Annotated in this window: 6 protein-coding genes; 2 read left to right on the plus strand and 4 right to left on the minus strand. The window is 62.1% G+C overall.

The genetic code is table 11. From position 1 onward, the window contains the following. Positions 1 to 98 precede the first annotated feature (98 nt). The 4 genes from urtD to urtA form a co-directional block, all read right to left on the minus strand. Positions 99 to 932, minus strand: coding sequence for an urea ABC transporter ATP-binding protein UrtD (gene urtD / locus DBR46_RS07310; protein ID WP_177414010.1), 834 nt, complete (start codon positions 930 to 932; stop codon positions 99 to 101). Continuing rightward, the gene (urtC, locus tag DBR46_RS07315) at positions 929 to 1996 is read right to left on the minus strand and encodes an urea ABC transporter permease subunit UrtC (protein ID WP_124525601.1); all 1068 of its coding nucleotides are present in this window, start codon (positions 1994 to 1996) and stop codon (positions 929 to 931) included. Before urtC ends, urtD begins: the two co-directional genes overlap by 4 nt. Continuing rightward, a complete protein-coding gene (gene urtB, locus DBR46_RS07320; protein ID WP_124525602.1) occupies positions 1996 to 3498 on the minus strand; it encodes an urea ABC transporter permease subunit UrtB in 1503 nt (500 codons plus the stop codon). The genes urtC and urtB overlap by 1 nt, the downstream gene beginning before the upstream one ends. 140 nt (positions 3499 to 3638) lie before the next feature. Then, a complete protein-coding gene (gene urtA, locus DBR46_RS07325; protein WP_124525603.1) occupies positions 3639 to 4904 on the minus strand; it encodes an urea ABC transporter substrate-binding protein in 1266 nt (421 codons plus the stop codon). Between the two features lie 259 nt (positions 4905 to 5163). On the opposite strand from urtA, the gene DBR46_RS07330 reads away from it, so the two are divergent. Both DBR46_RS07330 and DBR46_RS07335 read left to right on the plus strand, forming a co-directional pair. After that, positions 5164 to 9372 carry a DUF4329 domain-containing protein gene (locus DBR46_RS07330; RefSeq protein ID WP_158619148.1) on the plus strand — a complete coding sequence of 1403 codons (4209 nt, stop codon included), beginning with the start codon at positions 5164 to 5166 and terminating at the stop codon, positions 9370 to 9372. 751 nt (positions 9373 to 10123) lie between these two features. Further along, the gene (locus tag DBR46_RS07335; RefSeq protein ID WP_124525605.1) at positions 10124 to 13993 is read left to right on the plus strand and encodes a hypothetical protein; all 3870 of its coding nucleotides are present in this window, start codon (positions 10124 to 10126) and stop codon (positions 13991 to 13993) included. The last annotated feature ends 10 nt before the right edge of the window (positions 13994 to 14003 follow it).

A 14003-nucleotide genomic window follows, 5' to 3' on the forward strand; every position in this document is an offset into this window, starting at 1 on the left:
GGCTTGCCTGCGATAGCGGACTATCAGTGACAACTGTTTGGCTGACCCACCGTCATCGCAGGCAAGCCAGCTCCCACATAAAGCAGTCTGTGGCAGCCTTATCGGCCGAGGTAAACCTCGATCACCCGCTCATTTTCCTGCACCTGCTCCAACGACCCTTCCGCCAGCACACTGCCTTGGTGCAACACGGTGACGTGGTCGGCAATCGAGCCGACAAACCCCATGTCGTGTTCCACCACCATCAGCGAATGCTTGCCCGCCAGGCGCTTGAACAGTTCGGCGGTGAACTCGGTTTCGGCGTCGGTCATGCCCGCTACCGGTTCGTCCAGCAGCAACAGTTGCGGGTCTTGCATCAGCAGCATGCCGATTTCCAGGAACTGCTTCTGCCCGTGGGACAACAAACCGGCCGGGCGCTGTGCCGAGGCGGTCAGGCGGATAGTGTCGAGCACTTCATCGATGCGGTCCTTCTGCTCACCGCTCAGGCGGGCGCGCAGGCTGGCCCACACCGATTTGTCGGTCTTCTGCGCCAGCTCCAGGTTTTCGAACACGCTCAAGGCTTCGAACACCGTGGGTTTCTGGAACTTGCGGCCGATACCGGCCTGGGCGATCTGCACTTCGCTCATGCTTGTGAGGTCGAGGTTTTCGCCAAACCACGCGGTGCCGTGGCTGGGTCGGGTCTTGCCGGTGATCACGTCCATCAGCGTGGTCTTGCCCGCGCCGTTGGGGCCGATGATGCAGCGCAACTCGCCCACGCCGATGTACAGGTTCAAGGTGTTGAGGGCCTTGAAACCATCGAAGCTGACGCTGATGTCTTCCAGGGTCAGGATGGTGCCGTGGCGGGTGTTCAGGCCCTTGCCGGCGACCTGGCCAAGGCCGATGGCTTCACGGCCGCTGCCTGCGTCGAAAATAGGTTCAAGCATGACGTTCCTCATTTTTTCAGCAGCCCGATCACGCCCTTGGGCAGGTACAGGGTGACGATGATGAACAGCGCTCCGAGGAAGAACAGCCAGTATTCCGGGAACGCCACGGTGAACCAGCTCTTCATGCCATTGACCACGCCGGCGCCGAGCAGCGGGCCGATCAGCGTGCCGCGCCCGCCGAGGGCCACCCACACGGCGGCTTCGATGGAGTTGGTCGGCGACATCTCGCTGGGGTTGATAATGCCGACCTGCGGCACATACAGCGCCCCGGCCAAGCCGCACAGCACCGCGCTCAGCACCCACACGAACAGCTTGAAACCACGCGGGTCGTAGCCGCAGAACATCAGGCGGTTTTCGGCATCGCGCAGTGCCGTCAGCACCCGGCCGAACTTGCTCTGGGCCAGGCGCCAGCCGATGTACAGGCTCGTCACCAGCAACAGCACTGTCGCGACAAAAAGCACCGCCCGCGTGCCCGGCTCGGTAATGCCGAAGCCGAGGATGCTGCGGAAGTTGGTGAAACCGTTATTGCCGCCAAAGCCGGTCTCGTTCCTGAAGAACAACAGCATCCCGGCAAAGGTCAGGGCCTGGGTCATGATCGAGAAATACACGCCCTTGATCCGCGAGCGGAAGGCGAAGAAACCGAACACCAGTGCCAGCAACCCCGGCGCCAGCACCACCAGACACATGGCCCAGAGAAAGTGTTCGGTGCCGACCCAATACCACGGCAGTTCGGTCCACGACAAAAAGGTCATGAACGCCGGCAGCTCATCGCCGGATGCCTGGCGCATCAGGTACATGCCCATCGCATAACCGCCGAGGGCGAAGAACAGGCCGTGGCCGAGGGACAACATTCCCGCATACCCCCACACCAAATCCAGGGCGAGGGCGACGATGGCGTAACAGAGGATCTTGCCCACCAGCGTCAGGGTATAGGCGGAGATATGAAAGGCGCTGTCGGCGGGCAGCAGCGACAACAACGGCAGCGCCAGCAGCAGGAGCAGGATCACCGCACCCACGGCGATCGTCACTTTGGGGCCGGCCTTTTGCGCGGCCGTGAGCATCAATGGCTGGTTCATCAGTCGATCACCCGTCCTTTCAGTGCGAAGAGTCCTTGCGGGCGTTTCTGGATAAACAGAATGATCAGCGCGAGGATCAGGATCTTGCCGAGCACCGCACCAATCTGCGGTTCGAGGATCTTGTTGGCGATGCCCAGGCCGAAGGCGGCCATCACGCTACCGGCCAACTGGCCGACACCGCCGAGTACCACCACCAGGAAGGAGTCGATGATGTAGCTCTGGCCCAGGTCCGGGCCGACGTTGCCGATCTGGCTCAGCGCCACGCCACCCAAACCGGCAATGCCGGAACCGAGGCCAAACGCGAGCATGTCCACGCGCCCGGTGGGCACACCGCAGCACGCCGCCATGTTGCGGTTCTGGGTCACGGCGCGCACGTTGAGGCCCAGGCGCGTCTTGTTCAGCAGCAGCCAGGTCAGCACCACCACGCACAGAGCGAAGGCGATGATGACGATGCGGTTGTACGGCAGCACCAGGTTGGGCAGCACCTGGATGCCACCGGACAGCCAGGCGGGGTTGGACACTTCGACGTTCTGCGCACCAAACACCAGGCGCACCAACTGGATCAGCATCAGGCTGATGCCCCAGGTGGCGAGCAGGGTTTCCAGTGGCCGGCCATACAAGTGACGAATCACCGTGCGCTCCAGCGCCATGCCGATGGCAGCGGTGACAAAAAACGCCACCGGCAGCGCGATCAACGGGTAGAACTCGATGGCCTGCGGCACATAACGCTGCATCAGCATTTGCACCACATAGGTGGAATAGGCGCCGAGCATGAGCATCTCGCCGTGGGCCATGTTGATCACGCCGAGCAGGCCGAAGGTGATCGCCAAACCCAGGGCTGCCAGTAGCAGGATCGAACCCAGGGACATGCCGCTGAAGGCCTGGCCGAGGATCTCGCCGAACATCAGCTTGCGCTTGACCTGGGCCAGGCTGGTTTCGGCGGCGGTGTGCACGGTGGCATCGGTTTCCACGCCGGGGGCGAGCAGCGCTTCAAGGCGCGTGCGCGCCAGCGGGTCGCCGGTGCTGCCGAGCAAACGCACGGCGGCGAGGCGCACGGCCGGGTCGGTGTCCACCAGTTGCAGGTTGGCCAGGGCCAGGCTGAGGGCGGTGTGCACGTCCTCATCGGTTTCGCTGGCGACCTGCTGGTCGAGGAATTTCAACTGTGCGGGTTGCGCGGTTTTTTGCAGGGTTTGCGCGGCGGCCAGGCGCACCTTGGGGTCGGCGGCGAGCAATTGCTGGCTGGCTCGGACGTTGTCGATCAGGCCGCGCAGGCGGTTGTTCAGGCGCACGGTCCTGGTTTCACCGTTGAGCGTGAGTTGGCCTTGTTGCAGGGCATCCACCAGCTCGATGCGTGCCGGGTCGGGCTGGGCGGCCCAGTCCTGGAGGAGCTTGGCTTGTTGGGCCGGGTTGGCGGCCAGGAAGTCTTCGGCGTCGCTGGCGTGTGCGGCGAAAGGCAGCAACAGCAGCAAAGCCATGAAATAGCGATGAAGGGCAGTAGGCATAACTAAAGTGTCCTGATCATGCGCGGTCAAAACTGTCGGAGCGGGCTTGCTCGCGAATGCGGTGGATCAGTAACAGATGGATTGACTGACACACTGTATTCGCGAGCAAGCCCGCTCCCACATTTGATCCGTGGTGGGGCTTAGTTACTTTTCACGGCGTAATCCGGCTTCTTGTCATTGCCCGGAATGTAAGGGCTCCAAGGCTGGGCGCGGATTGGCTCCTGGGTCTGCCACACCACCGAGAACTGCCCATCGGCCTGGATCTCGCCGATCATTACCGGCTTGTGCAGGTGGTGGTTGGTCTTGTCCATGGTCAGGGTGAAGCCCGACGGCGCGGCAAACGTCTGCCCGGCCAGCGCTTCACGCACTTTGTCGACGTCGGTGGACTTGGCTTTCTCCGCCGCCTGCGCCCACATGTGAATGCCCACGTAGGTGGCTTCCATCGGGTCGTTGGTCACGGCTTTGTCGGCGCCCGGCAGGTTGTGTTTCTTCGCGTAGGCTTTCCAGTCGGCGACGAATTTCTTGTTCATCGGGTTTTCCACCGATTGGAAGTAGTTCCACGCCGCGAGGTTGCCCACCAGCGGCTTGGTGTCGATGCCGCGCAGTTCTTCTTCACCCACCGAGAACGCCACCACCGGTACGTCGGTGGCTTTCAGGCCCTGGTTGGCCAGTTCCTTGTAGAACGGCACGTTGGAGTCGCCGTTGACGGTGGAGATCACCGCAGTCTTGCCGCCAGCGGAGAACTTCTTGATGTTGGCGACGATGGTCTGGTAATCGGCATGGCCGAACGGGGTGTAGACCTCTTCGATATCTTTATCCGCTACGCCCTTGGAATGCAGGAACGAACGCAGGATCTTGTTGGTGGTGCGCGGGTACACATAGTCGGTGCCCAGCAGGAAGAAGCGCTTGGCGCTGCCGCCTTCTTCGCTCATCAGGTATTCCACCGCCGGGATGGCTTGCTGGTTCGGCGCTGCGCCGGTGTAGAACACGTTCGGCGACATCTCTTCGCCTTCGTATTGCACTGGGTAGAACAGCAGGCCATTGAGTTCTTCGAACACCGGCAATACGGATTTGCGTGACACCGAGGTCCAGCAGCCAAACACCACGGCCACTTTGTCCTGGGTCAGCAACTGCCGGCCTTTTTCCGCGAACAGCGGCCAGTTGGAGGCGGGGTCCACGACAACGGGTTCGAGCATCTTGCCGTTCACGCCGCCCTTGGCGTTGATCTCGTCGATGGTCATCAGCGCCATGTCTTTAAGCGATGTCTCGGAGATAGCCATGGTGCCGGACAGCGAATGCAGGATGCCGACCTTGATGGTCTCGGCGGCCTGGATCGTCCAGGTCATGCCCATGGCGGCAATGGATGCCGACAGTGTGAAAGCCTTGATCAAGCTGCGACGCTTCATGGTGCGATCTCCGTGAACCCAAGTGTTGTTGTTGGACAGATGAGCAGGTGTTTGCAAAGGCTGTGCCTGCTTGAAGCAGGTGCCTGAATACGGCGGCGTGCACAGGGATGGACGGGGGTGGCTGCACCGTTACGGCGCTTGATTTGGGCGGCGGTGCGGCGAGGGCACTGCGCTGGTGCGTCGGGGCGCAACTATGTAGCGCCCGGTTTTTTGGTGGGGGGGCAGGATGGAGGCCTACCTTTGTCTCGAGGCCTTCATCATGGGCAAACCCCTTCCCCGGCTCAGCCCCCCATTCATCAGTGCGGATGACGCCGCGCGCTACGTGCATGAGCACATTGCGCCGAGCCAGACGGCGGAGTACGGCAGTGTCATCCTGCAGCGCGAGGCCGACGGGCTGTTCGTCGCAACGCTGCCGATGGCCGGCAGTGCGACCTCGTTTGACTGGACGCTGCTGCTCGACCGACACGGACCGGCCGCCGACTTTGTGCACCCCACGGGCTACCGGATTGTCGCGAGCCTGCACTCGCACCCCGATACGCTCGCGCCCACACGGCGGTTGAATCCCAAATGGTCGGACGCCCAGGCCAGGGCGTTCATGAGTTTTTATTCCGAGCGCGATATCAGCTTCAACTTCAAGGAGCGCGTGAGGTTCGGCGTGGCGTACCTGTCCGGGCCAGACGGAGCATTGCTCAAGTACCAGGTGCAGGACACGCCCGCTGCCGCCGGTTATGTGCACTGGCTCGACACCCAGGGTACGTGGGAATCACCCCATGCCCATGACGGAACGCTGGAAGGTGCGTTCAAGAAACTCGCCAGTGTTGGCACCCTGACTTTTTTGCGTTCGAGCCCCTCATGGGGCGGCTCGGTGGGGCAGGTACACAGCGACTGGCAGCCGCTGCAACCGTTCACCAGTGCGCCCTTGCCTCTGGCGTGCGGGCCGGTTTTCGTCGACCGGATGCTGGCCCTGCAAAACGCCTGGGGCCGTCTGCAACGCCAACCCACCCTGCGCCGGCACGTGGTGATTCTGCAGCAGACGCTGGGGGAGCGATACATCGCCTCACTCGCGCTGCCGGACGAGCTCGTCAACCTGCCACCGTTACCGGGTGGTTTTCATCTGCATGGCTTCTACATTCACTCGCGGCCCCTACCGGGCAATTACCCTGTGCTCGAGGCCTGGCTGTACAAGAACTTCATCAGCCCGTCGCAACTGGCCCAGCAGATTGCCCGGTTCCGTCGCCAGCCGACCCTGGGGGCCTCGCTGTTCATTCGTCTGCGCGACGAAGCGATCCTGCGCTACCGCTTTTCCGGTTCGGCGGCGGAGTCCGCCCTGTTGAACGTGGACGATAACGGCCCGCAGGCCCGGTTGACTCGGGAGTTCGTGCTGCAAGTTGCCCAAGCCGGCGAGCTGACGGTGGAGAAAACCAGCGCCTTGTGGGATCGCGCTGGAGTGATCAAGGATGATTGGCGTCCGTATGCGGCCTGGGCCCTGCCCACCCTGAGCCAACCCTTTTTGAGCACCGACGATGCGGCGCGCCATGCCCATGCCGTGATCGGCGGCCGTCGGGACCGAGCGTACGCGGGGCTGATCCTGCAACGCCGTGACGGCCGCTTTGTGGTGACGCAACCTGAGCCTGCGGGCACTGACGTCTACCCCAAGGACCGCCAGGGACGGCTGATTATTTTGCACGCAGGTCATCACCTGCACGCCCACTATGCCTCGCGCCCGGCGTTGTCGAACCTTGAACCAGGCGAGGGCGCGCGCGAAGACATTGAGTTGCGTGGCCAGGTTTTTCAGCTGGCCGACGTACAGGTTCCAGGGATCAGCTACCTGTCAGGCACGCAGGACAGCTTGCTTGCCTATCAACCCGACACGTTGCCCGCCGGCGCTCCCGAGCATCCCACCGAGTGGGTGCGCTGGCTCGCTGCGAACGGCACCTTGCGCGTGCTGATCGGCAATCGATTGTGGGGGCCGGCCGGCAAGGTCGAGTCGGACTGGGGGCCTTATGTGCGCGCGTTGGCGTACGAGTCGCCGGAGCGTTTGAGCTGCGGCGCGATCTTCGACAGCGCCGATGCGGCCGCCAAGGATCTTCAGGCGCGCCCACCCAACGCCGAGGCGCTGCACTTTATCAGCCGGTTTTTTGCCTTCATCCTCAAGGGCTCGGCCGGCGAGGTATTTGTCGCCACCGAATGGGTGCCGGCCACGCAAAAGATCCCGTTGTTTTCCCTGGATGATGCGCTGCCGGAAGGCATGGTTATCCATGCGCGGGTGTATTCGAAGCAATGGGCGGGCAATGGCTCGACGGCTTGGCTGGAACGCTTCTTTATCGCGCCCACCGACTTGCAGGTCGCGCAGCAGGCGTCTGCTGGCAAGGTTATCTACATGGCCCCGCCGGAGGGGGGGCTGCTCAGGTATCAGGCGCCGGCCAGCGGTGGTGTGTTTGAACAACAAAGCGGCGAGGACATCGACGCCAAGCTGAATGCCGGCACCCTGACGCCGTTGCAGTTCGTGCGGCAAGTAGCCGTTGCTGGCGATCTGCGGGTAATCGTACCGAGCTCCTGCTGGGATCGCAGCGGCCTGGTGCCGGGCCTGTGGAACCCTTACGAACATTTGTCACGCCGACGTTTGAGCGCAGCCTTTCTGACCCAGGACGACGCCGCGCGCTATGTGCGCCAGCGGGTGCCCACCGGGCTCCTGCATTTCTACGGCGGTGTGATCCTGCGTCGTGACGACGGTTGGTTCATGGCCACCGAACCGCTGGAAGTGCCGGATGAAGTCTTTGATATCAAGTGGGTCTTCCCCGATCAAATCGTGACCCGTGGCCTCTATCCCGTGCGCACCAACGTGGTGGCCTGCTATCACTCAAGGCCTGAGGTGTATCCGTCATTTTTGTTGAGTTCCGAGCAGGCCACGGTCTACCGCAACATGTTTTCCACGCGGGCGCTGGCCCAGGCGTTGGCGGCCGGGCAGGAGCGTTTGCAGCACTACCTGCTGGCGCCGGATGGCGCCTTGATCAGCCTGTCCGCTACGACGCGTGTGAAGTACCCATTGATCACCGCCGCTGACTTCGTGCTGCGCCCGAAAAACCGCCAGGATTGGCTCAATGGTGCGCTTGAGCGGCGGATTCGTTCGGGCGAGCTGACGCCCACCGAATACGTCAACCGCGTGGCCGATACCTTCACCCTGTACGTGGTGGAGGGCAGTGGTCTGTGGGGCGGACGCGGGCAGGTATCGGGCTGGCGCCCCTTTGCCCCGGCAATCGCTGGCGACGCTCGGCATGATCCACCGTGTACGCCGATTTTCGTGCAGCCGGACGATGCGGTGCGCCACGTACATGCCCAGGTGACGGCGCGCAACGTGCTGAGCTTCGGCTACCTGCTCAAGTCCAGGCAGAACGGCCGGTACGTGGCGACCTTGCCAGTGCCCGAAGACGGCGCGAAATTCGCCCATCGACGGGTGTTCAGCGACGCCGGTTATCTCTACCGCCATGACATGGCCGGGTTGTATTTCTGCGTGCCGTCCGATGGTGGTCTGCCACCGGGCTTGTTTTCTCCGGCAGACCTGATCGAGGCGCTCTACCAAGTGCACGCCACCCGCACCCGTGGCGCATTGCCGTTGTACATTTCTTGCGCCGACGGAGCGTTGCTCAAGTTTTGGGTGCGCGATGCGCGCTTCACCCGCTATGACGACCTTGTTCAACTGCGCACCCGTGCGTTGAGTGCTGGCGACTACATCCGCCGGATGGCGGCGGCCGGTGATTTGCGCCTGTTGCAGGCCAGCGACAATTGGCGCGGGCATGGGCTGGCGACGGTTGACGAACGCGTGTTGGCGCTGGGGCCGATGCATGCCCACGGCGACGATGCTGCGTGGTACGCACGGCGCCAGGTCGGCGACTATGGGGGGCAACAATACCTGAGCGCGGTGCTGGAAAACGCCCAAGCCAGCGCCTGGCTGCCGGTGCTGCCCGTGCCGGACCAGGGCTTTCCTTCACAAGTAGCCCAGCGCTGGTTTCCCAAGCACATCAACTGGCCAAACGGCTACCAATGCCGCGCCGTGCATGTGTTGTTTCACGCCGGCCTCGACCAGCCACACGCCGTGGCAGAGGACCTGTATCGCGAGTACTTCGTGTCATGGCGCGAACTGGCGCACTACATCCATCAATTGACCCGCGATGGCCTGCCCATCAACGCGTTCTACCTGAGCGCCCGCGACGGCGCGCTGCTGCGCTACACCCCGGGGTTCAGTGACGCGGAATACAACCTGCTGGCCACCCCCGGCAAATGGTCCGAGCAGGGCGGATATACGCGGTTTGCGCCTGAACCGTCCTGGGTTGTCGCCGAGTTGGCACGCATCGGTGAGTTGCGGGTGCTGCACGCTGGCCGCTTCTGGACGAGGCGCGGAGCAGTGGAAACCAGGGGGCAGCAGCCCAGCGATCCCACACCGGGAGTGCCCGAAAAAGATGAACTTTGAATCGAGTTGCCGCGTGTACACGGCGCTCAATCACGCTCTTTCAAAAAAACCTCAAGGATAAAAGGTCATGGACAACCTCAAGACCATCACCGCACAGCGGTTGTTGCAAACACTAAGCCCACGATTTGCTTCATGCGATGACGCGGCGCGTCATGCGCTGGCCCAGGTTGATCGGCAGGCAGCCCATGCTCAGGGTGGTTACCTTATTCGTGCAGCCGATGGCAGTTGCCATGCCTCGGCACCCCTTGGAGGGTCGCTCGATGAGTTGCTGTTCAAAGATGCAGTCAGCATGGAGAGCGCCGGGAATCGCCAGCTACCCGAAGGGTATCGGTATGTAGGTTATTATTTTTTCGACATTGATCGGCACGCGCAAATATCCAGGCTGCGCCCCGCGTGGTCAGTGGACAGCATCGTATTGCAGCAAAGTATTGCGCCGGCCAGTGGGGTGGTGTCCTGTATCCAGCTTGGGTTGGCGTTTTACAAGATTGGGCCAGAGGGCTCACTGGTGAGGTTCGCGCTTTTGAAACGGCCTCGCGAGCTGGAGTATCTGCGCGGGCTGAACAAGCGACTACAGGCAGAACCCGAACCGGTTCTGGAGGCTTCCGCGCAGGAGTATGTGCGTAATTTAAGTGATGCAGGTGAGGTCAGGGTCATCGTGACGTCTGCCATTTGGGCGGGATGGCGCGGCGTATTGACGCCCAAATGGAAAGCGAATTCGCCCGACCCGGACCCTGCGACCCCTGATCCGTGGATGAGTCCGATCTTCGCGAATGCAACATCGGCCCTGGCTTTTGTACACCCGCTGATGCTGCGCAATCCGACCGTGCTCCAGATAGGTTTTTTGCTCAAGACTCATGAGATTGAGGACTACATGGCCACCGAGCCCGTTGCGGTGGGCTCGAAACCCTTTGATCCGGCAGCGGTATTTCCGACAACACCTGATGGCCGGCTGATCCACGCGTGTGCCTGCGATATTGTCGGTGTCTACAGCTTCGCCCCCGATAGACCAGCCCCGCCAACGGCCAATGAACCCTGGCTTTACGAACGCTTCTTTTCACCCCGGATGTTGGCTGAAGCCGTGTGGTTGGCACACGGGCTGAGGAAGAAGGGGTTTACGTATTACCTGAGTACCTTCGACCGTGCGCAGTTGCGCTACACCGTGGCCGACCCACAGGCCAGATTGCCATTTTTCAACCCGCTCCATTCGGCTACCCAACCGATCGACAATGGCTTGCAGGTTGATCTGGATGAAGGCGCGCTGATCCCCAGCGACTTTGTGCGGCAGGTCTATGGCGCAGGCCAGTTGTCTGTGCTCAAGACCAGCAGCCTGTGGGGCGTTGCTGGCAGGGTCGGGCGTGACTGGCAGCCTTATGCGGGGATGCGTCGGCCCTCCTTGAGTCCGGCATTTGTGCAGGCTGACGATGCGGCACGGCATGCGCACGAACGGATTGGCAGTCGTCGCGAGCGCGGTTATCTCGGCTTGATTTTAAAGCGTGACGATCAGCGGTTTGTCGCGACTGAACCTCTGCCGTTCAACGGTGAACGCTTTGCCTTCAATCGGCATTTTCCGACCGGCCGTTCGGGGTTGCCCTTTGTCGTTGCGTCGGGACATGTCGTGCATGGGGTCTACAGTTCGCGCAGGCTTGATGACTACCACGGCCACTGGGAGGGCGACGAAGCGCAGGTAGGTGCGCAGATGTTCATGGACACTGACCTCCAGCGCATCTTGACGATGCCTGGCCTGCCGGTGGCTTACCTGTCAGGTTCGGCCGACAGCCTGCTGGCTTATCAACCTTATCTGCCGGATATGACCCATCGGCTGCTGGAGCGTGCACAAACCGGCGAGAGTGGCAGTCGCCTGTCCCATGATTTGAATGACGGCACACTGCTGCCCAGCGACATGGTCACTGAAATGACCTTGTCCGGAGTATTGTGCGTGGTGGTCGGCAACCGTATCTGGGGCCCGCCCGGGCTGGTCGAGAGCAGTTGGACGCCGGCGGATGCCCCTGACCTGGGCATGGTGCCCAGCCAGCCGCAACTCGGCCCGGTGCATGCCTCGGCCCGCACGGCCGTGGAGGCCGCTTGCACTCATTGGCGCAGCCGTTATGGCCTGGACCGTTGCGGCCTGGGTCTGGTGCTCAAACACCAGGCGCGTGATGAGTTCGTGGCCACGCAGACGGTCTCTGGATCAAACCTGGACAGGCTGTACCACACCAGCCGTTTTGGCGCGACGCTACTCACCGAGCCGTTCCAGGTGTATGCCGTCTATTACTCGGCACGTGGGTTGTCCGGTGCATTGATGGGGCAAGAGGCCTGGCTGGCCCGACACTTTATCGGCGCGCCGGACTTTTATGCTGCGCTTTACGATCAGCAAGGTATTCGCCGCGGTAGCGGGCTTGCGCCGTTGCCGTTGTATCTTTCGACACTCGATGGTGCGTTGTTGGAGTACCGCACGCAGCAGGACCCGCATCCATTGTTCAAGGATGAGTCGGGCCAGGTGGATGAACAGGTGTTGGTAAAAAAACTTGCCTTGACCCTGACGCCCCATAGCCTGGTGCAACAGGTCGCCCAAAGTGGGCAGTTGTCGGTGTTGGTCACCAGTGATTATTGGGATGTGTCGGGGCCGGTCGACGCTGTTTGGGCACCGTTTGCGCAGCTGGACCGACGCTTGTTGGGGCCGGTGTTCATGACTCAGGACGACGCCGCGCGGCATGCACTGTTTACGTTGGGCAGCCGACGTGAGCGTGTCTATGGCGGGCTGATCCTGCGCCGCAGCGATGGCTTGTTCACGGCCACCGAGCCGCTGCCGGTGGGTGTGGAAGACTTTGCGCCGAGCTGGATTCGCCTGGACGAACTGGTCAACCAGGCACGGTTTCTGGGAGCCAGCACCGCTGTGGCGCGCTACCACTCGGCCGTCGCGTGTGAGCCGCCCTTCGGCCTCACGGACGTTCAGCGAGCGGTATACCTGGACATGTTTCCCAGCGATTTTCTCGGCGCGGTACTGCGGCCTTCGACAGTCCCCTCCAAGCATACCCTGGGCTGCGAATACCGATTCTGCGCCGACGGTGCCATGCTCTGTTTCACCGTCAGGGGCGGCGCGCTGGCGCATTCACTGGCCAACCAAGTGGCAAGTGCTTCACGCAATCATCCCAAGGACAACCGACTGGAACAGGCCCTGCGTGATTGCCAACTGACGCCGGTGGAATACGTCAACCGTGTTGCGCGTGCCGGTGTGCTTCGGGTGGTGCAGGGCAGTGGCTTGTGGGGACGGCCCCGTCAGATCGAGGATTGGGCACCCAATACGCCGTTGGATGCCTCCGCTCCAGTGTCGTTGGACACAGGCACCAGTGCGGTTTTCGTGCAACTGCCGGACCTGTTGCATTACCTGCATCGCCAGGCCGCTCAACGCCAGCACCTGACATATGGGGTGATCTTGAAAGCACGTAAAGCCGAGCATTACCTGGCGAGCTTTCCGCTTGTGGCTGCAGGCGCTGCGTTGACGCTGAACCAAGTATTTGTGGAGGGTTTGGCGCCCCATGGGTATGACGTACTGGGCCTTTACCTTTGCCCGCCCACGCAGCCCGACATACTTGCCAGCGATCCTATCTACCCCCATTTCGTCAGTCCTCGGGACCTGGCGCGTGTCGTGAATCTCAAGTGGCCAAACGGCCAGGGTTTCCTGTCGGTCTACCTGGGCTGCACGGATGGCGCCTGGCTCAGGTTCGAGCGGCGCGACACAAGGGCGTTCGTACCTGAGGCGAGTACCGCATGGTCGCGTTTGCAGGCAGGCACCCTCAAGCCCCAGGCCTATGTGCAGCAAGTGGCGGCGGCCTGGCCAACGACGGTGATAGTGACCAGCAGCCTCTGGCACACGCCCGGCGCCGTCAGCCCGCGATGGCGAATGCCGTCACCAGGGACTGTCATTTCCCCGACGTCGGCGCTGACGTTTGGCCCGTTGTTTTCCCACCCCGACGACGCCGCGCGGCATGCCCGTCATCGAGCCCGCCGTTTCGAACGTCATACCTTCCTGGGCCTGGTGCTGGTCGATGAAGGGGGAACCTTGTATGCCGCCGCCGAGCCCCTCAAGGACGAAGGCATTGAATCGCCGGTCCCGCAGCGTCTGTTTTTGTACGAGGCTACCCTGCTGGGGCCTTCGCCGCGCAAGCCTGCGTATCCAGAAGGTTTCAAGTTGCTGGCGGCGCATTTGTTCTACAAGGCGATGGGGAATAGTCGCGAGTGGGCCCCCGCAGACCAGCAGCTCGGCGAGCATTTTGTTGCCCGGGACGAGTTGGGCTTCTATCGAAACCTGTTAAAGGTCGGTGGGGTGAAAGGTGCCTTTTTTTACCTGTCCACGCGCCAAGGTGCACTGCTCAAATATGTACCCAGGTTCTACCCGCAAGAGGAGGATCTGTTTACCGGGCAGTTGTTCTTCGGCCCGGATGAATACACACCGACGGCATGGTTGGCTCGAGTAGCAACGGATGGCGTGCTCGACGTGCTTGACCCAGATGATTACTGGACACGTAAAGGTGTGTTGAAGGTGAGCTGGAAGCTCAGTGTCGACGAGCAGTCGCCACCGATCCAGGTGCAGCCGACGCACCCTGGCAAAGACGAATTCTGAACACCCGGGG

The organism is Pseudomonas sp. KBW05, assembly GCF_003852405.1.
Classification (GTDB): Bacteria; Pseudomonadota; Gammaproteobacteria; order Pseudomonadales; family Pseudomonadaceae; genus Aquipseudomonas.

Coding starts and splice junctions, on each gene's coding strand:
- urtD (WP_177414010.1), bottom strand. CDS start 932: ATGAGGAACGTCATGCTTGAACCTATTTTCGACGCAGGCAGCGGCCGT.
- urtC (WP_124525601.1), bottom strand. CDS start 1,996: ATGAACCAGCCATTGATGCTCACGGCCGCGCAAAAGGCCGGCCCCAAA.
- urtB (WP_124525602.1), bottom strand. CDS start 3,498: ATGCCTACTGCCCTTCATCGCTATTTCATGGCTTTGCTGCTGTTGCTG.
- urtA (WP_124525603.1), bottom strand. CDS start 4,904: ATGAAGCGTCGCAGCTTGATCAAGGCTTTCACACTGTCGGCATCCATT.
- DBR46_RS07330 (WP_158619148.1), top strand. CDS start 5,164: ATGGGCAAACCCCTTCCCCGGCTCAGCCCCCCATTCATCAGTGCGGAT.
- DBR46_RS07335 (WP_124525605.1), top strand. CDS start 10,124: ATGAGTCCGATCTTCGCGAATGCAACATCGGCCCTGGCTTTTGTACAC.